At 38.4% G+C, this 21,279-nt stretch carries 21 protein-coding genes and 1 tRNA gene; all 22 read right to left on the bottom strand.

Annotated elements, in window-relative coordinates; all coding sequences use genetic code 11:
* A partial coding sequence (spoIIE, locus tag AC2VNP_RS20235; protein WP_486919048.1) for a stage II sporulation protein E occupies positions 1-2,113 on the bottom strand: 2,113 nt, incomplete at its 3' end.
* A 292-nt stretch (positions 2,114-2,405) separates the two neighbouring features.
* Positions 2,406-2,482 (bottom strand) — tRNA-Met (locus AC2VNP_RS20230).
* Between the two features lie 161 nt (positions 2,483-2,643).
* Entirely contained in the window at positions 2,644-3,111 is a 468-nt protein-coding gene (locus AC2VNP_RS20225) for a S1 domain-containing RNA-binding protein (protein ID WP_275120568.1), read from the bottom strand.
* A gap of 133 nt (positions 3,112-3,244) precedes the next feature.
* On the bottom strand, positions 3,245-3,625 hold the full coding sequence (locus tag AC2VNP_RS20220) for an FtsB family cell division protein (protein WP_486919047.1): 381 nt from the start codon (positions 3,623-3,625) through the stop codon (positions 3,245-3,247).
* Positions 3,625-4,227, bottom strand: coding sequence for a spore cortex biosynthesis protein YabQ (gene yabQ, locus AC2VNP_RS20215; RefSeq protein WP_486919046.1), 603 nt, complete (start codon positions 4,225-4,227; stop codon positions 3,625-3,627). The genes AC2VNP_RS20220 and yabQ overlap by 1 nt, the downstream gene beginning before the upstream one ends.
* Positions 4,224-4,535 carry a sporulation protein YabP gene (gene yabP, locus AC2VNP_RS20210; protein ID WP_275120571.1) on the bottom strand — a complete coding sequence of 104 codons (312 nt, stop codon included), beginning with the start codon at positions 4,533-4,535 and terminating at the stop codon, positions 4,224-4,226. The genes yabQ and yabP overlap by 4 nt, the downstream gene beginning before the upstream one ends.
* Before the next feature lie 78 nt (positions 4,536-4,613).
* Positions 4,614-4,880: an RNA-binding S4 domain-containing protein gene (locus AC2VNP_RS20205; RefSeq protein WP_486919045.1), complete on the bottom strand. Its 267-nt coding sequence runs from the start codon at positions 4,878-4,880 to the stop codon at positions 4,614-4,616.
* A gap of 15 nt (positions 4,881-4,895) precedes the next feature.
* Complete coding sequence (gene yabN / locus AC2VNP_RS20200) at positions 4,896-6,359, bottom strand: bifunctional methyltransferase/pyrophosphohydrolase YabN (RefSeq protein ID WP_486919044.1); 1,464 nt, start codon at positions 6,357-6,359, stop codon at positions 4,896-4,898.
* Complete coding sequence (locus AC2VNP_RS20195) at positions 6,359-7,951, bottom strand: putative polysaccharide biosynthesis protein (RefSeq protein WP_486919043.1); 1,593 nt, start codon at positions 7,949-7,951, stop codon at positions 6,359-6,361. The genes yabN and AC2VNP_RS20195 overlap by 1 nt, the downstream gene beginning before the upstream one ends.
* A gap of 374 nt (positions 7,952-8,325) precedes the next feature.
* A complete protein-coding gene (gene spoVT / locus AC2VNP_RS20190) occupies positions 8,326-8,865 on the bottom strand; it encodes a stage V sporulation protein T (protein ID WP_486919042.1) in 540 nt (179 codons plus the stop codon).
* A 213-nt stretch (positions 8,866-9,078) separates the two neighbouring features.
* Entirely contained in the window at positions 9,079-12,600 is a 3,522-nt protein-coding gene (gene mfd / locus AC2VNP_RS20185; protein ID WP_486919041.1) for a transcription-repair coupling factor, read from the bottom strand.
* A 236-nt stretch (positions 12,601-12,836) separates the two neighbouring features.
* A complete protein-coding gene (gene fin, locus AC2VNP_RS20180; protein WP_486919040.1) occupies positions 12,837-13,067 on the bottom strand; it encodes an anti-sigma-F factor Fin in 231 nt (76 codons plus the stop codon).
* 81 nt (positions 13,068-13,148) lie between these two features.
* Positions 13,149-13,706, bottom strand: coding sequence for an aminoacyl-tRNA hydrolase (gene pth / locus AC2VNP_RS20175; protein WP_486919039.1), 558 nt, complete (start codon positions 13,704-13,706; stop codon positions 13,149-13,151).
* Positions 13,707-13,803: 97 nt separating this feature from the next.
* Positions 13,804-14,442, bottom strand: a complete 639-nt coding sequence (locus AC2VNP_RS20170) for a 50S ribosomal protein L25/general stress protein Ctc (protein ID WP_486919038.1) — start codon at positions 14,440-14,442, stop codon at positions 13,804-13,806.
* Positions 14,443-14,544: 102 nt separating this feature from the next.
* A complete protein-coding gene (locus AC2VNP_RS20165) occupies positions 14,545-15,495 on the bottom strand; it encodes a ribose-phosphate diphosphokinase (RefSeq protein WP_486919037.1) in 951 nt (316 codons plus the stop codon).
* A 21-nt stretch (positions 15,496-15,516) separates the two neighbouring features.
* Positions 15,517-16,899 (bottom strand): bifunctional UDP-N-acetylglucosamine diphosphorylase/glucosamine-1-phosphate N-acetyltransferase GlmU, encoded by a 1,383-nt coding sequence (gene glmU / locus AC2VNP_RS20160; RefSeq protein ID WP_486919036.1) that lies wholly within the window; start codon positions 16,897-16,899, stop codon positions 15,517-15,519.
* Between the two features lie 318 nt (positions 16,900-17,217).
* Positions 17,218-17,508, bottom strand: coding sequence for a septation regulator SpoVG (spoVG, locus tag AC2VNP_RS20155; protein WP_075388474.1), 291 nt, complete (start codon positions 17,506-17,508; stop codon positions 17,218-17,220).
* Positions 17,509-17,891: 383 nt separating this feature from the next.
* Positions 17,892-18,266, bottom strand: coding sequence for a RidA family protein (locus AC2VNP_RS20150; RefSeq protein WP_275120583.1), 375 nt, complete (start codon positions 18,264-18,266; stop codon positions 17,892-17,894).
* A complete protein-coding gene (gene purR, locus AC2VNP_RS20145; RefSeq protein ID WP_486919035.1) occupies positions 18,263-19,114 on the bottom strand; it encodes a pur operon repressor in 852 nt (283 codons plus the stop codon). The genes AC2VNP_RS20150 and purR overlap by 4 nt, the downstream gene beginning before the upstream one ends.
* A gap of 40 nt (positions 19,115-19,154) precedes the next feature.
* Complete coding sequence (gene ispE, locus AC2VNP_RS20140) at positions 19,155-20,045, bottom strand: 4-(cytidine 5'-diphospho)-2-C-methyl-D-erythritol kinase (protein WP_486919034.1); 891 nt, start codon at positions 20,043-20,045, stop codon at positions 19,155-19,157.
* 548 nt (positions 20,046-20,593) lie between these two features.
* On the bottom strand, positions 20,594-20,776 hold the full coding sequence (locus tag AC2VNP_RS20135; protein ID WP_486919033.1) for a small, acid-soluble spore protein, alpha/beta type: 183 nt from the start codon (positions 20,774-20,776) through the stop codon (positions 20,594-20,596).
* A gap of 171 nt (positions 20,777-20,947) precedes the next feature.
* Entirely contained in the window at positions 20,948-21,214 is a 267-nt protein-coding gene (gene veg / locus AC2VNP_RS20130; RefSeq protein WP_418201231.1) for a biofilm formation stimulator Veg, read from the bottom strand.
* Positions 21,215-21,279 lie beyond the last annotated feature (65 nt).

Below are 21,279 nucleotides of genomic sequence, written 5' to 3'. Positions count from 1 at the left end.
TAGGGATAGAACCAATTTTTAAAAACTTTGCATTAGCGTCTTGTAAATCAATCATTGCTAGATCAAGCGTTGAAAAGATCTCATCTGTTGTCCGTAACGATAAAACTGAATTCACAGATTTAATTGCCACAGTTTCTTCAATTCCTGACTGCAACACTTTTTGCAAGAGTTGTAATGTTTCATTACTTTCCAAATGGGCACGTTCACCATTACCCATTCCATCACTGATCGCAATTGCGTATTTTCCAGAACCTAACTCGATCGTTGAATAACTATCGCCAGAAACATAGGCTCCGCCCTTTGCAACTGTAGCCACTCCGGTTTCAACTACATACTTTTTGGCTGACCCGAACGAAACATGACTATAGCCGTTCGGATAAAAACCTCGTTCCTCATTTTTAATAATTATGGTCTCTCCTAATATGTCAGAAAGCATCGGCGCAACAACCTTTTCACATTGGCCATGGCCGCCATCATTAGCAACACTCATTTCAATTTCGATATTTCCTTGTTCTAGTTGATAAATATCAATATGTCCTACTTCTAATCCAACACTTCTTAACGCTTCTAGTATTTGCTCCTCTTGAACATAATGAGCCTCTTTTTCTCTTTGAATTTCCTTTGCAAAGTCATTCATTACTCGAGAAACACCGAGTAACTGATCCGCTACCAGTTTTCGACTTTCTAATACTTGCTTTTTGAGCTTCTGGTTCGCTTGAAATTGACCTAACTCATTCCGGACAACATGAACAACCTTTTCATGTTTCACGCAGTACTTTTTCCATTCTGCTTTGAAAATAGGATCTTTAATCTCACCATTTTTTTCAACTTCATTCATAATCTTGTACATCGACTCATAAGTATTATTAAAGTTATTTACCCAGCAACGGTCTTTTTTGAAACAAGCCTGACATGTTTTTTCCGTAACATTGCTTAGGAAATAATCAACTTCTTTTTCAACATCATCTACTTCTACGTTTGCAGATGTCGATGAAAAACTATTCGATAAGGTTTGGAATAAATGGGAGAACTGCTCTACTCTACCAGCAGTAACATCTCTTATTTTTCGCAAGTATTGTTGTTGTTCCTTGGAATGCTCTACTGTACCTGGAATGTAGCGAGCTAGTTTACTAATCCATGATCTTGGTGTAATAAGAAAAACAGCAATGGCTACACCTGACTCCATCACAGTAACTAATACATGTTCTGACCCCTCACCATACAACCCAATCAGGAGAGTACCGATGAGCAAACCAATACTTACCCCTATCTTTCTTCCCTCTTTTAATAATCCACCAAGAAGACCAGCAAAAGCGAGTAAACTCATTTGATAAAGGCTGGCCACACTAGCCAAACTCAATATTAAACCAGTAACTACACCTACTGTGGATCCTATTGCCGCCCCAGCCACAAATGCAAATAATAAAACTAGATACCGGGCTAGTATATGTTCAACTGTTAAATCATAAATCATCCAACCGATCGTTCCTGTCATTACGGATGCTAATAATATAATTAAACAAACAATTTCTTCATTTTTTAACGGCTGTTGACTTCGTTTGGCTGTAATTAACGGTACACTTTGCAGAAAAATCATCGTAAGAATAAAGCTTAGACTCGCCTCTACTCCAGCCATCATCCAATCATAGCTCGTGATTTGTCCTTGCATAAAAAACGTCAATAAAATGCGTGCGGATAGACTTGCAAAGAAAACGGTAAAAGGTAAGACCTTTGTCGTATTGTCATTAAATTTCTCGACTACTTTTTGATAGATTATAAAGATTAACAGTGAGGTTAGTACAAACCAACTGCTCTCTACCAAATGTGTCATTGCCCCTGCAAATACTGCAAGTGCTGCAATTCCTAACTTGTCCCGTTTTAATACATAGATAGCAGCAACAAAAGGTAAGACAAATGGTGTGATTTCCGATAGGATCATAGCTCGTCCAAGTAAAAAACCAACCACAAAAATAAGCAGTCCCCATTGATAGAACACAATGTTTGTTCCCTTTTTGATTTTTTCTGTTGCTGATGTAGTTAACGTCAATGCTTTGTCAGGAAATGCCAAACCACGAACGGGCTCAATAACTCCTTTTGTAACTCTACGTAACATTCGCAACACCCCACGGTTAATTTTCGTGGTTTCATTATAAACATAGGTTGGATTCAGTTTTTGTCAGAATTACAAGTCGAATAGAAAAAAGTCTTCGACGCCTTTCGTGTAAATGGTCGCTCGATTTCCATTCTTACCCATAACTAAGACTAGATTGACAGCAAAGTTTATAAAAATTGCAAAAACAGTGACTTATCACCGATAGTTATGACGAAAGCTTTTTAGTATATAATGGTTGCAAAAACAAAAAAAACCGCATCCTATAAGGATACAGTTTGGTCATTAATATGTATGGTAGCGGCGGAGGGAGTCGAACCCACGACCTCACGGGTATGAACCGTACGCTCTAGCCAGCTGAGCTACACCGCCATAATATAAATATGATGTTAACGACAAGTTTTATTCTATAATAGATATCCTACTATTGTCAACACTGTATTTATAAATAGATAGGAGATTATTGAAAAAAATAAAGACAAGCGTATAACGCTTGCCTTTCATTTATTTTATTAAAAAGCCGGCAGCAAGACTTACCCACGTCTAGCGCCTCGACCACCTCGCTTCGACTCTGTTTGGCGTTTTAGCGTGGAGAGACGTTCTTCACTATCTTTTAAGAAGCGATTCATTTTATCTTCAAAAGACAAGGATGGACGCTGGTTGCGCGCACCACTATTTCCACCTTTACCGTAATTTCCTCCAGATCTTGCTGGGCGAGGTGGTCGGGCCGGACGAGGAGGACGGCTTGCCATCTCCTCTTTAGGGCGTTCTTGAGCTTTTCTGATTGAAAGTCCGATCTTTCCATCTTGCTCAACATTGACAACTTTAACTAGAACCTCATCGCCTACTTTTAAGACTTCTTTAATGTCTTTTACATAATTGTCAGCGACCTCACTAATATGAACCAGACCAGTAGTACCTCCTGGCAGCTCCACAAATGCCCCAAAATGGGTAATACCCGTTACCTTACCTTGCAACTTGCTGCCTACTTCGATTGACATGTTAAAAATTGCTCCTCCTTAAAAAACAAATAAAATAATGTTTTATAGAGATGCTTCAAAAGATTAAGCACGTAATGCCTTCTTTTAAAAACACACTTATATTATAAATTATACTTGATGCGGAAAAAGAGTGTCAATCTGTTGATAATTTAGGTAATTTAAACAAAATTTCCCCATCCTTAGCTAAAAAGTAATCTCGCCTTGCAATTTCTGCTATATACTCTAAGTCGTTATAGTTTTCAATCTCTTGTTCGAGATAAACTTGTTCAAGCTGCAGCGCTTCTAACTTTGCCTCAAGCGCTTTTCTCTCTTCCGTCTTCTCATCTATTAACTGAGCTTGAGTATGAATAGTCATAAAAGCAACGATACTAAGGGTGACTACAATCACTGCGAGTGCTGTTAAACGGCGAAATAAACCTCTTTTCTTACGAAGCTGTTCTTCCGACACTTGTTCCTGCGCCCGATTGAAGCTGGCATCCAACTCCCTTACCTTTCGCTTTCGTTCCGTAACCATTAATCATCCCCCTTGTTGCCACGGGTGCGTATATACTTCCATAAGGCAACTGCTTTTTTCACCCATTTACTCTTCTTTATACTATTCACTAGTCGATCTAACCTAGAAAGCTTGTATACTATTTTTCCAAGCCAGCTAAGCGGTTTAAAGATGACCTTAAAGATAAACATGAATATGGATAATACTAGTGATATTACCATGATAACCAAGGAATATAAGAGTTTCAATAGCCATTTAATAGGATTGATGAAGATACTGATAATAAGTGCACGAACAAAACGATAAATAGCAATAGATGCACGGATGCAAGTTTCTAAGCTTCGTAAATAAATCCGTTGAAACAGGGCCTGATAGGCAGCATACCCGCATATAAGAGCAAGAAAGATATAAAATCTCATTTCACCCTCATTGACTTTGAGCAGAACATAGAAAATGAGAAGACCTTGAATTAACCAGAATAAGAAATCATTGAATATCGTCATCCATGACCATTTAGGCCGAGGCTGTCTGGCAAATCTCCTATATGTATCAATAGAAGCCCCAAGCCAAGTGCCTGCAGCCACCATTGATAACATTGTATAAAATTGGATAGTTAAGCTCACTTGAATAACTTCCCAAACAGGCCTTTTGTTTTTCCGCCCTGGCTTTCATCAAGGTATACAAGGTCAAAGATTTTACCTTCAATCGAAACTAGCCCTTGCTCAACATTTAAGTTTTTCATATGCAGGTTTTGCCCTCTAATTGATAGAAAGCCCATTTCTGTTTCTAGTAAAAACTCCTCATTATCAAAGCTTTCTACTTGTCTTACACCGGTGATATCCAGCTTTTTTCGACCCCGTAACGTAATGTCATGTTCTTTTGTTTGTCTTGCATGCCCCATCGGTGTACCAAACTCGTAATTCTGTTCCATTCTGACTCCTCCTCAACACGTCATTTATTACAAATTTATGATTAGAGGATAAAGAATAGAACAAGCTGTTTATTTTTCCTATTCGGATGTTGCTACGGGTTCTTCTTTAATGATTTTATACATCATACTTGCTTCTTCTTTTCTCGTTGTATCCTTAATAGCTTCTACTTTCACTGTTACGAGCTTTTGTCCGAAACGAACAACTAGCTCGTCATCTACACTGACATTTGTTCCCGCTTTTGCGACATGTCCGTTTACAGTAATTCTTCCTTGATCACATACCTCTTTAGCTAGCGTGCGACGCTTAATTAATCTTGACACCTTTAAAAACTTATCCAACCTCACTAGAAATTCCTCCTTTTATTGAAACTTTTCTTTACTTTTTTCCCAAATTTCATCCATCTTTTCTAATGTAACATCTGCGAAAGTTAAACCTTCCTCTGTTAGCTGGTCTTCAATGGCTTTAAATCGACTTGAGAACTTTTGATTCGTCATATGTAGTGCTTCTTCTGGGTTGATCTTATAAAACCGTGCTAAATTAACGACAACAAAGAGTATATCCCCTAGTTCCTTTTTCTTCTTCTCTTCATTATTCACTTTTAATTCGGTAAAGAACTCGCCGATTTCTTCTTGAAGTTTCATCCACATTGGAGCAGCATCATCCCAATCAAATCCTACCTTTGCAGCCTTTTTCTGTATTTCAAAAGCTTTCATTAGAGCTGGCATACTTTTTGGTATTCCATCTAACGCAGATTTTTTTCCTTGATCCTGCTTTTCTTTCCGCTTAATTTCTTCCCAATTGGCAACAACTTCGGCGGCGTCTTTTGCATCCTGATTGGAAAAGACATGAGGATGTCTGCGAATCATTTTTTCCGTAATCGATTGAATGACATCATCAATTGTAAACCATCCATCATCTTCACCAATCTGTGCATGTAACATCACCTGAAGCAAAACATCACCAAGCTCTTCTACTAAGTGATCGTCATCTTCTTCATCGATGGCTTCTAACACTTCATACGCTTCCTCTAACAAAAAAGGTTTCAATGATTGGTGGGTTTGTTCTTGGTCCCATGGACAGCCTTCTGGTCCTCTTAATGTAGCGATAACTTCTCTTAGTTTTTGGAAGTCTTTATACAATAGTTGATCATTCTCTACAGGAGGAACGTAAACAGCCGTTAAGTTGTTCAGCTCAGTCACGTGGTCAAGTTCATACAGTGGACACGTGATAATCGTTTCCTTTGACGTTCCAACTGCTGTTGCAACACTAACTTCATAATCGTCTGGCAGTAATTCCATTAACGTAAGCTTTACTTCCGAAGCAATAAACGCATCATATACTTGGCAAATTATGATGTGTTGGCGTATTTGCAAGTCTTCTCTTCTTAACTGGGTTCCATCCACAATCTGACACCCATCAATCGGGTCAATTTTCAACGCATTGAACATTGGATCTAAGAAGCTTTGTCCTCCTTCGATCTCTACTTGAATGTCACGTTCTTTTCCTTCCTTCAACAAAAGTTGGACCGTCTCTTCTGCAACTAATGGGTGGCCAGGTACTGCATATGTAACTTCCGCTTGCGTTTCTAGTTCAGTTATAAGTAATTCGACAATCGATCGATAGACCTCTTCAAAGCGCTCATGCTTTTCATACTCATCATCAAATGATGAATACGTTAAACCTTCGCTTTTTAACTCTTCAATAACCGGGTGCCTCTCTGTTCTTAAAAAGAGCGGTTTCGCCTTTTTTAGGATTTGATAGGTACCTAGTGATAATTGAGCAAGCTCACCAGCCCCTAAGCCAATGACCGTTATTTTTTTCACTACAAATCTCTCCTTCGATTAATTACATTGTATAGTTTAGCGAGAACAGGAATAATAGATACTTCATTCTCAGAAAACACTCGCAACTTTATAATTAAATAAATCGCCAAAATTCCTCCCACAGATACACTAGACAATGCAATTACACCATCTATTATTCGTGAGGACTCATCAAGCACATACTCTAACCCGCTTCTCCAAACTAACGTTGAAACTCCCATTATAATTACTGTAAAAACGATGCCGAAGAACTGTTTTCGTTTGATTGGGGCAGCTCCATCCAATTTATATATGATGACGATATTTAAACAGGCAATAACCGCTAAAGAAAACGTCGTTGACATTGCCGCACCTGCTGTCCCAAGTAAAGGAACGAGCCATACATTACTGAGAACTTTCATCACTAACCCGATGACGATATGTCTAGCTGCAATATGCCCTTTATCATATCCTTGAAGGATCGCTGCTGATGTCATAACGAGTGCTCCAAAAATAATCGAAAACGCTAGAATAAATAGAACGTTTGAACCTTCACGATTTGTAAACAAAAGGTGATTAGTTGGTTCAATAATAATGGCCAATCCTACCGATGCTAATAGGCCAAACACATAAGTTAAACGAAGTGTTAATTCTGTTTTCTGCCTTGCTTCAGTTTGATCTCTTAAAGATTTTGCTCTTGATATCATTGGTACAATAGTTAACGCAAAAGCCGTAGCGACAATGGTTCCTAACTGAATTAAAGGTTGACCTCGATCGTAAATTCCTTTAGATACTTTAGCAACTTCTATATGAACACCGCTTTCAAGTAATAAACGCAGTACCGTTAAACTATCGATAAGCTGAATAAAGACGATTACTAAAATGGTCATCGAGAAAAGGACGCTGTTTTTTACAAAGGGTAATATATAATCTTTATTTACTTTCCCTAAACGTATTGAAATTCCTTTTCTTTTCTTATTTTGACGATAATATAATAATAAGCAAATCGCACCTGCTACTGCTCCTAGTACTGACCCAATGACTGCCCCTAGCCCCGCCCCATAAGGACCATACCCTAAAAACATCATGACGAAAGCTAAAACTAAGATTAAAATGACACGCAGGCTTTGATCCGTTAGCTGAGAAACAGCTGTAGGTGTCATCCATTCCTGGCCTTGAAAATAGCCACGAAAAACAGAAAGAATTGGAACAATGAAATATGTCAAAGCGGTTACGCGTAGAGGAGACGTAAGCAGTGGATCACCCATCCATTTTGCAAGCGGCTCAGCTAAGAAGAACAATAATAAACCTGTTACAGTTGAGATTAAAATAAGCGCAAAGAAATAGGTTGATAAAAGCGTCTGTTCTTTCTTATTTTTTTGTTGGCTTGAAAGCTCCTTTGAAATGATGACAGGAAAGCCATAAATGGATAAGATAAATGCAACTGCATAAAAAGGATACACTTGTTGATATACATAAAAACCGACATCACCTGCAATATTTTGGTAAGGGATACGGTACACGGCGCTTAGCACTTTTGTTAGTAACGCAGCAACTGTTAATATTATTGCGCCTTGCCATACTCTCTTCGTTTGTTCACCATGTTGAGCCACAAACCATTCTCCTCCCCCATCTTGAGTGTTTACTTGAGGCCCACACGCGATGCGGGTCAAACAGGATAAAACTAATCGCTATTATATCACAGTACATCGATATTCGGTTATTTACACAGTACATAGTCACAGCTGTCATTTATGAAAAGCCGCAACGGTTAGTTAGCAGACAGCCGATAAGAATTTCGGGGGCCTTCACACGAGCCGCGTAAGCACCCGTTTAGCGAGATATCGCTAGTCACTTATTATAGTTTACCTGTGAATAAAAAAAGAGGAGGGATATCATCCCCCCTTCTTTTTAAGCTTACGATATTAAATAATTTCGCTTTCAATTACTTACATTGCGTAAGCTTCCTGTCAGAGTTATTTTTCTCTTATTGTTCCATTTGTCGTGCTAAAAATCCGGCCGCGGTCTCCGCTAATTTTTGCTCAACCTCACCTGAAAAAGTCTCTTCTTTATTAAACATGACCACTGCACCAATTGGGTCACCATTAGCAATAATAGGTGCAACAACTAAACCTTTTACATCTTCTTTATGGTCACCTACAATATTGAACTCTCCTGCTGAAACCTCTACTTTAGATTTTCTCTCATCCATCGTAGCTTCTACAATTTCACCAATGCTCTTACTGTAATACTCTTTCTTTGAACCTCCAGATACAGCAATATATGTATCACGGTCCGCGATAAGTACAGTATGGCTTAAGCTGTCGTAAAGAGCTTCAGCATACTCTTTTGCAAAATCACCTAACTCTGAAATAGGTGAATATTTCTTTAATATAACCTCACCGTCTCGATCAACGAAGATTTCCAACGGATCCCCTTCTCGAATTCTCAACGTACGTCGGATTTCCTTGGGGATGACAACACGACCTAGATCATCAATGCGACGAACAATTCCAGTAGCTTTCATACCTAGATGCCTCACTTTCTAATGATGTAGTAGCATAGGAAATGGTTGTTAAAAAACCTCATTTAGTTTTTTTAACCTTTGAAAAACCATCCACAAATGTTGAATTCGTCTTGTCTATATTATCTATTGCTTGGAAAAGAACTATTCACCAATTTTTCATATTTCTTGTCAAGTTTCTATTTCCAATTTTTGTGAAAAATTAGAAATACAAGCTTACTTTTGCTTTTTGACAAGGTTGAGTTCACTTAAAAGCCTTTCGCAAGTCGAAAGTAAATCTTTACTCGTCATCCCTTTTGTTTTAATTACAACTTTAATCTTATCGCCAGAAGTTCCTAAAGTAACCGCTCGCCCAAGTTGATTCACTAACTCAAACAACTTAGCCCCATCGATTCGCTTACTTTCCTCTTCTGTGATCATTAATGTGCAGTTATCTTTCGTTTGCGTAATTTCACTTACTTTCTCTTCTCTTGCGTAGAGCTTGAGTTTCGTAATACTTAATAGGTCAGCAACTTCCTCAGGATATTCCCCAAAACGGTCGATGAGCTCATCTTGTAAATCTGACAGGTCTTCCATATTTTCGACGCCACGGAATTTTTTATACATTTCTATTTTCTGCTTAGCATCTTGTATATAGGTTTCCGGAATATATGCATCCACTAACATATTGATTTCAACTGAAAATGGAGGTTCTTTCGGTTTGTCTCCTTTTCGCTCCTCAATCGCTTCTTTCAGCATTTGTGAATAAAGATCGAATCCTACAGACTCGATAAATCCATGTTGCTGAGCCCCTAACAGGTTCCCGGCACCACGAATTGATAAATCACGCATCGCAATCTTAAATCCAGAACCAAGCTCCGTAAACTCTTTAATTGCCTGTAAACGTTTTTCAGCAACTTCTGTAAGGACCTTATCCCGCTGGTACGTAAAATAAGCGTAAGCAACTCGATTAGAACGACCTACCCGGCCCCTTATTTGATAAAGCTGGGATAAGCCCATCTTATCTGCGTCATAAATGATCAACGTATTAACATTTGGAATATCTACACCCGTTTCAATAATAGTAGTCGTAACTAACACATCACTGTTTCCTTCAAGGAAGTCAATCATAATCGACTCTAATTCACGCTCATTCATTTGACCATGCGCAAATGAAACTCTCGCATCTGGGACAAGCATTGATATTTGGTCTGCCATTTTTGTAATACTTTCCACACGGTTATACAAGAAGTAAACTTGACCACCTCTTGTCAACTCTCGTTCAATCGCTTCTTTTACGAGCGAAGCGTTATATTCAACAACATATGTTTGAACTGGAAAACGGTTTTCTGGCGGGGTTTCAATGACAGAGAGATCACGAACACCTAACATCGACATATGCAGCGTTCTCGGAATAGGCGTTGCAGTTAATGTTAAAACGTCAACGTTGGATTTTAACTGTTTAATCTTTTCTTTATGTGTAACGCCAAACCGCTGTTCTTCATCAACAATCAGTAAGCCTAGATCCTTGTACACGACATCTTTCGATAATAATCGATGAGTTCCCACGACTATATCAACTGTACCAGCTTTTAACCCTTTTATCGTTTCATTTTGTTCTTTTCGGGAACGGAAGCGACTCAGTACACCAATTCCAATCGGAAACTCTGAGAACCGCTCCTTGATCGTCTCATAATGCTGTTGAGCAAGAATCGTTGTCGGTACAAGTACAGCAACTTGTTTCCCATCCATAATTGCCTTGAATGCTGCACGAATAGCCACCTCAGTCTTACCGTAACCTACATCTCCACAAAGAAGACGGTCCATCGGTCTTTGTCTTTCCATATCTTCTTTAATTTCCTCAATAGCACGTAGCTGATCTTCTGTTTCTTGATATGGAAATGAGTTTTCAAATTCTTGTTGTTCTATCCCATCTTTTGAAAATGGATGTCCAACACTTGCTTCTCGTTCTGCATAAAGTTTAATAAGATCATCGGCAATATCCTCGACAGAAGATTGAACTTTACGCTTTACCTTCTTCCAATCACTACCACCTAAAGCATAGATCTTTGGTTCTTTTTCTTCACTACCTACGTACTTCTGGACTTGATCAATTTGTTCAACCGGAACATAGAGCTTGTCATTTCCTGCATACCTTAAATTTAAGTAATCTTTATGTGTTCCGTTAATTTCAAGTGTTTCAATTCCTAAGTACTTCCCAATTCCATGATTCGAATGAACGACAAGGTCACCCACTTGTAACTCGGAGTAACTTTTAATTCGTTCTGCATTAGAAATTTTCTGTTTTCGTTGCGAGCGTTTTATTTTCTTTGTAAAAACTTCTTCTTCAGTGATCACAACAAGCTTTTGAAGCGGTAGCTCGAATCCACTATTTAAAGTCCCAGTAAAAATTTGCGCTCTACCTTGTAAAAGCGGACTCTTCTCCTCTATTAATTCTGCTTCTATTTTATAATCGTCCAGAACATGTTGAAGCCTTTTAGCGCGGTCTTTATTTGCCGCTAGAAAAAGGACAGTCCATTTCGATTTAAACCAGCGATCGGTCTCCGTCTTGAGCAGATGTAATTGCCCATGAAAGTTTTGCATGGCCTTACAATTAATATTGACAATATTTTTTGGATTGGTCGAAGGTACATGCTTTAGAAATAGTGATAAGTAAATGATTGGAAACCTGCCTGTGTTTAACAAACCTTCAAATGATCTAGACATTTCCAAATCTGAGATAACTTCTCCTTGTTCTAACAGAGCGGTTAACCATTCAGCTTCCTCTTTTTCTAAATTTGTCGCCATCTCCTGGACACGACTAATCTCATCGATGATTATGACACTATTTTTGCTAGCATAATCAAGAATTGTCGATTTTTCATCGTAATATAAGGACATGTATTTGTTCATACCTTGGAAGGCAATCTTTTGTCTTAATTGACTCACTTCATAGGATATATGTTGAGTGATTTTTTCTTTTACTGTTTTGTTCTTTATTTTCTTTAACGTCTGTGACAACCCTTCCTCCAGACGCTCTGCACCCTTAACATAATGCTCTTCATCTAAGATTAGCTCGTTCGCTGGACCAATTACAATCTCGTCCAATTGTCCTTGTGAGCGTTGGTCTTCAACACTAAAATAACGAAGTGAATCGATTTCAGTATCAAAAAACTCAATGCGAATAGGCTGCTCTTCAGTGAGGGGGTAAATATCTACTATTCCTCCACGAATAGAAAATTCCCCTGGCGAAGCAACCATGTCTGTTCGGACGTAGCCAATCTTTATTAATTTTTTCAGTAATATCTCAAAATCAATGTCTGTACCGACTTTTAAATGACATTGACTTTCTCTCCATAATTGAGCAGGTGGTAATAACCGTCTGAAACCTGCCATTGGTACAATAACGATTCCATCATACCCATTAACAAGCTGATTTAACACTTCAATTCGTTGAGCTCTCATTTCAGGACTGGCTATTGCTATTTCAGATGAGATCAACTCATTGACAGGATAAAGAAACACTTTGCTGCTATCAACAAGTGTGGAAAGGTCTTCATATAATTTTTGAGCTTGAAAAAGATTATGAGTGATAACGAGCTGAGGACTTTCAATATCCTGGTAAAGTGCCGATAAAAACAGGGTTCTTGCTGAACCTGTTAGCCCTGTGATTAATTGCTCTGAAAGTCCTGCTTCAACACTGGTTGAAACCGCTTTAATCTCGTCACTTTCTAATATATATTGTTGTAAGCCAAACATGGATGTTCCCCCTATTACTTCCGACCATCTATTATTAACATACTGATACTATGGTTGTACCTATTCTACAGTTCTTTTGTATTTTCTATGTAGTAATCGTATTTCCCTTTTTTTTATTTTATGTTTCTTTTTAAATCCCTAGGATTATAAAACTGTTAGTAGACAGGGATCTTACAATAGAAAAATGCTTTGGCTTTTCAACCAAAGCTGTAAAACATTGTTTTGATTTTACTGCATTATTGAATAAAAGATTCAAGTTGGTGGAGATCTGGATTTCTATTTAAAGCTTCTTGACAGTCTTCACAGATGACTTTTACATGGATATTGCCATTACCATCATAATGAAGCATCTCTTTTCGTTCCACATCATTTAAGTGATCAAAACCTAATTGTGTAGATGTGAGCGTGTGTTCCTCTATCTTACCTAGATCTAATTGACAATGCCGACATTGGTAATGAATAGCCATAGATTTTCCTCCTTGACGATTGACAGTCTTATTGCTAGTCTCTCCACATTAAGGTAATCTATTCAGCACTTATCCATAGTTCTAATTATACTGATTCATGACATTTGGAAATTCATTTTTCAGCCAAAATCGACAAGCTTCCGTCGCTTTGCTTATCGCTTGATCAAGTGCATCCTTCTCTTCCGCTCGAAAAGTCCCAAGTACATGATTAACGACACTCACACCTGGATCTGGGCGTTCAACACCAATTCGAATACGCTTAAATTCGTTAGTACCTAAATGCGCATTTAATGATTTTATCCCATTATGACCACCATGGCCACCTTTTTGCCTCAATCGGATTTGTCCAACCGGAAGATCCATATCATCAAATATAATAAGTACATCTTCAAGATCTATCTTAAAATAATCCATAAATGGACGAACACTTTCTCCTGATAAATTCATATATGTAAGCGGCTTTAAAAGAAAGACTTTTTCTCCGTCTATAACCGCTGAGCCATACACACCTTTGAACTTCGTTTCACTTAGTTCAATACCCATCGATTTGGCACATTCATCGATCACCATAAACCCAGCATTGTGTCTCGTATTTTCATATTTTATCCCTGGATTACCAAGTCCGACAATCAGCTTCATTTCTCCAACTCCTCAACTCTATATTCTGCTATAAAGGTTTTCCCCTTTATTCTCTAGAAAAAGGTATAACCTTTAAGTAGGCTATACCTTTAGTTTCTTACTGCTCTTCATTTCCTTCTGTTTGTGCTTCATCGCCTTGTACAGCTTCAGGTTCGCCTTCTTCCTCTACTTGGCCGGACTCCTGTTCCGCTGGTTGTACAAGAACGGTGACAATCGTTTCTTCAGGGTCATTCGTAATTTCTACAGACTGCTGACCCATTATATCTTTCACTTGGATAGAGTCACCAATATTCAGGTTCGATATATCCACTGTAATTTCTGATGGAATCTCTGAAGGTAATGCACGTATGGATAGTTGGTGAACTAAATGAGATACCATTCCACCTTCACCTACACCTGGTGCTTCCCCTACAAGATGAACTTTTACTTCTGTATCGACTTCAGAACTCATATCGACCGCACAGAAATCAATGTGAACAAGTTCATTTTTTAATGGGTCGACCTGCATATCATACACCATTACTTCATGCTTCTTCCCATTTACATCAAGTGAAATAATAGAATTGCGTCCTTCATCTCTTATTAACTTTACAAAGTTAATTTGGTCAACGGCAATTGGTTGACTCTCAATTTTTTTCCCGTATAATATCCCAGGAACTTGGCCGTCTTCCCTAAATTTCCTCTTTGTTGAATTTTTCAAGTCTGGACGTGTTGTTGCTTGAAGTGCTACTGCCATTCGAATCACCTCTAACTTGTTTTTCATTCCTCTATATAAGGTTTTCCCTTTTTATAGTAATTCAAACAAATAAAGTGAATAAACTAAGCAGCCTTACAATTTTTAATCAAACAACGTACTAACTGACGTGTTTTCATGAACTCGAATAATTGCTTCTGCCATTAATGGAGCAACAGACAATTCGGTAACTTTATCAATTTTCTTTTCTTCCCCCAAAGGAATTGTGTTCGTGACAACAAGTTCACAAATTTTTGAGTTTTGAATGCGTTCAATTGCTGGACCTGAAAGTACAGGGTGAGTACAGCATGCATATACATTTTTAGCTCCATGCTCTACAAGAGCATTTGCTGCTAATGTAATCGTACCTGCAGTATCAATAATATCATCAATAATAATCGCTGTTTTTCCTTCGATATTACCAACAATATTCATCACTTCTGCTACATTTGGCTTTGGTCTGCGCTTATCAATAATCGCAATTGGTGCTTTTAAACGATCAGCAAGTTTACGCGCACGAATAACGCCGCCATGGTCTGGAGATACAACAACAACATCATCTAATTCTTTGCCTTTAAAATAGTCAGCTAAGATCGGTACACCCATTAACTGATCGACAGGAATATCAAAGAATCCTTGAATTTGTGTTGCGTGTAAATCAAGTGTTAATACTCTAGAAGCTCCGGCAGTTTCTAAAAGGTTTGCTACAAGTTTAGCTGTAATTGGTTCACGCGAACGGGCCTTACGATCTTGACGTGCATACCCGTAATACGGTAATACAACGTTGATCGATTTAGCTGATGCGCGTTTACAAGCATCGATCATAATAAGAAGTTCCATCATATGCTCATTAGCTGGAGCACTTGTGGATTGAATTAAGAAAACGTCTCCACCACGGATGCTTTCTTCAATGTTAATTTGTACCTCACCATCACTAAATCTTGTGACAGAGCTTTTTCCCATCGGAATTCCGATATGCTCGACAATTTGATGAGCTAATTCTGGGTTTGCATTTAATGTAAATACCTTTAAACTTGGATCACCATATTTGGGCATTGTTGTTTTACCTCCAACCACTTAGTCGTTCTTCTTTTTATCTTTAATTTTTGATACATAGCCTTCTTTATTCACTTGCCTTGCCCGTGCAACAGAAAGTGCTTCGCCTGGTACATCGTCTGTTATCGTTGAACCTGCAGCGACATAGGCATTTTTCCCAACTGTAACTGGAGCAATTAAATTGCTATTGCAACCAATGAACGCACCATCTTCAACCTTTGTTAAATATTTATTTATACCGTCATAATTTACGGTTATTGAACCACAACCCAAGTTTACATCTGTACCTATTTCGGCATCGCCGATATAACTTAAATGGGAAGCTTTGCTTCTTAACCCCATCGTTGTTTTCTTAATCTCGACAAAGTTGCCTACCCGTACTTCATCTTGAATAGAAGATGACGGTCGAATATGAGCAAATGGGCCAATGGAGACTTCATTTCCTATTGAGCTTTTATGGACAACCGATTGTTTAATCGTTGTTTGATTACCAATTTGACTATCCACAATTTCTGATTGAGGACCAATTACACAGTCACTGCCAATAGTTGTCGTCCCCATAATCATTGTTCCTGGGTAGATAATAGTATCTTGCCCAATTTCAGCATCAGCAGAAATATAAGTGTTAGAAGGATCAATAATAGTAACTCCTTCTCTCATCCACTTTTTATTAATCCGTTCCTTCATAATCCGTTCTGATTCAGCTAATGCTACACGGTCATTTACACCTAACGTTTCATCGAAAGAAGGCGTCTGATAAGCAGCAATATTTTCCCCAGCATCCTTTAGGATTTCAATGACATCAGGAAGATAGTACTCCCCTTGCACATTTTGATTTCCTACATTTTGAAGCGCTTTAAATAATGCCTGGTTATCAAAACAGTACGTACCTGTATTTATTTCTTGGATCGTTTTTTCTTCCTCTGAAGCATCTTTATGCTCGACAATTCGTTCAACCAGACCACTTTCGTTTCGGACGATTCGTCCATATCCCGTAGAGTCCTCTGCATGAGCTGTTAATACAGTCGCTAGTGCACTCTCTTGTTCGTGATAAGAAAGCAAACCTTCGATCGTCTCTGCTGTCACAAGAGGCGTATCACCACATAAAACAACAGTCACTCCTTCTTTTGCTGCTAATAGCTGTTCAGCTTGCAACACGGCGTGACCTGTCCCTAACTGTTCTGCCTGAAGCGCATAGGTTACATCTTCACCTAATTGTGTTTTTACCAGCTCAGCACCATGGCCAACGATGACGACGATATCAGAAAATTGCAGTTGCTTGACTTGGTCTACAACATGCTGTACCATCGGTTTTCCGCAAACAGGATGTAGAACTTTATAAAGCTTTGATTTCATACGTGTTCCTTGTCCCGCGGCTAAAATGACCGCAAATCGATTGCTCATGTTTACCCTCCACAGTTTTATTCCATTAAGAATATATCTTAAATACGGTCTTATTTCAAGATAAACTCCGTTTACTAAGGTCGGAAATCACGTCGGAAAACAAGGGGAAATGCCAGTGACTGGTTAGTCTGTACGCAAATATGCAGTAATTTGAATTTCACAGATTTGTCACTTATTTTGTCATTAGAATCAAAAGAGGCTGACTCACAAATGTCCGCTCTCTTCCCAACTAGTACTCTTTGCACTATTACTAGCACTTGAAAGTACGGGAAAAGTTGCTTGACTTTTGTCTGAGTCAGCCTCTATCTAAACCTATGTTTAGGCACCAGCTTCTTCGAATTCGACTCCTTCAGTTTCACCTGCTCGCTCATATTCAGCAAGAACAGCAGATTGAATTTTTTCGCGAGTTTGTGAAGAAATTGGATGAGCAATGTCACGGAACTCCCCATCCGGAGTTCGTTTACTTGGCATTGCAACAAATAATCCATTATTGCCATCAATTACACGAATGTCATGTACAACAAATTCGTTATCGATCGTAATTGAAGCAATCGCTCTCATACGTCCCTCCGTGTTGACACGGCGTAGTCTCACATCTGTCACTTCCATGAATGTCACCACCTTTTTTCAATGTAAATCAACATCTATTTATTTCGCCATTTCCTCTTCATTTCCTTTTTTTTTGTAAGAAAATTATAATTTTTTTTTGGTTTTACAAATTTGTTCACAAAATGTTCATAATTTAGCGTATATCTATCTACTTTTGACATGAGGTTTGGATAGTAAGGAGACCGGTCCATTAAAGCTTTGTACTTTACACGCTTCAACGAAGAGCCTAACCTCTACCTCGCACTGTAATCGGAGGTTAAGAACGTATGTGTTAAACCAATAAAAAAGCTGACCTAGATATAGGAATATACTTCACTCTTCTTTCCAGAAGGGAAGTCAGAACACCTAAACTAGAGTCAGCTTGATTTATTATTTTTCTAAGCTTATTTTACTAAAGCAATAACTTCAATTTCAACTAGAACGTCTTTTGGTAGTCTCGCTACTTCAACACAAGAACGTGCCGGTTTATGTGTGCTAAAGTACTCACCATACACTTCATTTAAAAGTGGAAAGTCATCCATGTTTTTAATAAATACAGTTGCTTTTACAACCGTATCTAAGGAAGCACCTGCAGCAGCTAAAACAGCTTTTAAATTTTTAAAAACTTGGTGTGTTTGCTCTTGGACGTTTCCCGTGACTAAATCGCCTTCTGCTGTTAGTGGAATTTGTCCTGAGCTATAGAACATATTATTTACGATAATTCCTTGTGAATAAGGCCCAATTGCCTGTGGTGCATCACTTGTGTGTACTGTTTTCATTTTACTTCCTCCTTCATGCGCTCCTGTAATTTACTTAAATAATTTCCCGGCTCTACTTTTATTTCTTTCTCTCGAATATCTACATTCGATATTTTAGAAATTGAAATATAATTATCAACTAGCCGTTCTTCTTCGCCTTCAGACTCAACGAGTACACCAATCCCAACTACATTTGCTTGGAACTCTGCCAGTAAGTCCATCATTCCTCGTACAGTCCCACCAGCTACCATAAAATCATCGATAATAAGAACATTCGATCCTGGTGAAAGACTTCTTCGTGCGAGCGACATCGTTTGTATCCGTTTGGATGAACCTGAGACGTAATTAATACTAACCATCGATCCTTCTGTTACTCGATGGTCTCTACGAACAATACTAACAGGAACATCTAGATGACTCCCAACGGCATAAGCTAAAGGAATTCCTTTCGTTGCTACAGTCATAACTGCATCAATTTTAACATTTCCATAAACAGCAGCAAAAAGTCGACCGATATTGTTCATAATTCGAGGTTGTCCTAATACATCCATCATATATAAATAACCACCAGGTAAAAGCCGATCAGCTTTCGATAATTGAGCATTCAGTTCTTCTGTATACTCCTTCGCTTGCTCGACTGTTACCATAGGCATATATTTCACGCCGCCACTCGCTCCCGGTATCGTAAGTAAAGAACCAATTCCCTGTTCTTCAAAAATTTCTTTAACAATCCCCAAATCCTCACTAATGGAAGATTTAGCAGATTGATATCGTTCCGAAAAGTGAGTTAATGAAATGAGTTTATGTGGATTTTGTAACAAAAAGTTAGTCATATCAACTAACCTACCACTTCTTCTTAGCTTTTTCATTGCACCCTCCAACCAAAATCCGAATATTTATAAATAAATATTACACTTTTGTACGGTTTTTATCAAGGTGTTGTTGACTAATTAAACGAACGGCATATACATTGCTACAAAATCCTCGAAGACCGTTATAAATACGATTTAATCGAGATTCTTTTTGAACAAGCCCAAAGACGGTCGGCCCGCTTCCACTCATAAGGACGCCGTCCGCTCCAAAGCGCTCCATTTGTGCTTTAATATGCTTAACTTCTGGATAAGCTTTAAAGGTCACATCTTCTAGGACGTTATGTAGTAACGAGCATATCTCAGTAAAGTTTTTTTCCTCAATCGCCTTTACCATTGCTTTCGTATCTGGATGGGTAATGTGATCAACTTTAAGCTTTCCGTAAACCTCAGCCGTAGAAACTCCTATTGGGGGCTTTGCTAAAACGACCCAACAAGGTGGCGGAGAAGGAATCCTTTCGATGATTTCGCCCCTACCTGTAGCTAAAGCAGTTCCTCCATAAACACAAAAGGCAACATCTGAACCGATTTCCGTACCGATCGAAGCAAGTTCATCAAGAGAAAGATTTAATTGCCATAACTCATTAAGTCCTCTTAACGTTGCTGCAGCATCACTGCTGCCGCCTGCTAGTCCAGCTGCGACAGGTATACGTTTTGTTATGTATATTGAAACACCTTTATTAATGTTGTAACGCTCTTTTAAGATTTTAGCTGCCTGATAAGCGAGGTTCCGTTCATCGTTAGGAACAAAGCCTTCAGATACATCGACAATGATTTGATCTGTCTCCAAATGTACAAGGTCGATACGATCTGCCAAGTCAACAGTTGTCATCACCATTTCTACTTCATGATAACCATCTTCTCTTTTCCTTAGAACATCTAATGATAAATTAATTTTAGCAGGTGCCTTCACCGATATTTTTAACTCCACCCTAATCCACCTTCTACCTTGACCGAATTCCAAACACTTACGTTATTTTACCATTTTCAATAACTAAATGACAAATCGAACATTATTTTTATAAAATAAGCCGAACGACCGTTTAGCGACGGTTCCAACGTAAGCCTTTTATTGTTTCGAGGCATCCTCTCGATTTTAAGTTAGCGGACACACAGGCCCTTATTTTTGTCGAAAATCTAGTTACTTTTGATTTAGAGGACTCATAAGCCCTTATATACTAATATTAATGATATTTTTAAGTAATTTTGACTAAATAAAGGCCTATGAGTCCGGGAAATATCCAAATTTGATGTTTTAATCAGAATAAGGGCCTCTCAGTCCGCATAGAACAAATAAATTAAACTATTGAGGTTCCAGTCCTTACGCCGGAAAGTAAGCGCAACACAGTGAACGATAGTCATCCAGTGTTAACTTCTCGTAAGGCGGTAAGGGAATGCTCGCTAGTCGCTAGACGCTGGAGCAAGATATCTTTTCAAAATATGAAACAAGCCGAAGCGAATGCTCCGGCTGTCTCCCATCTAATTCTGTTGCTTAGCTACCAATTGTTTTTCAGCAATTTCAATAGCTCTTTTTACCATATTACCAGCATCGCGAGCACGAATGCCGCCCCATCCTTCTTGTTCGACGACATCATAGAAGCCAAGCTCCTTCGCAAGCTCTTCTTTAAAGCGATCCGACATAACCCCTCGTCTTCTGCCCATGGTAAAACAACTCCTTTGTTGTCTAAGTTAGATGGTGAGACGTTTATATTATGAGTCTTTCTAGGCACAAATATGAAATTCTCTTCTATGTATCATTTTTTATCAGAAAATAAATATAGCCTTCCGATTGGACCCGGAAAGCTAATTTATAATAATATGACATTCCTACGATTATACTTGCACAGAATGCCCTTTTTCTTCTTCCTCAAAAACCGTAAGTTCTACTGTCTCTGTCAAGATATCTGCATAACTATACGATACTCGCTCAAAAGCATTTTGCTGTTCATCGAGTTTAATAATAAATACAGATGGATATGTTTCCTCTAAAAAGCCTGTCCGTTCAATGGTTTTTCTTCTTCCACCATTTGCCTTAATCGCAATCCGTTTTCCAACATTTTCATCCAGTTCACGTTTAATATCCAGCAACGTTTTCGCCATTTAAACACCCCACCTCACTATACAATAGTATACATGATCCAACATTTTTTGTCAAATAAATTTAA

The sequence above is a fragment of the Alkalihalobacterium sp. TH-98 genome (assembly GCF_057473385.1).
The sequence above is the reverse complement of the archived record's forward strand: the minus strand, read 5'-3'. Positions and strand labels throughout refer to the sequence as shown.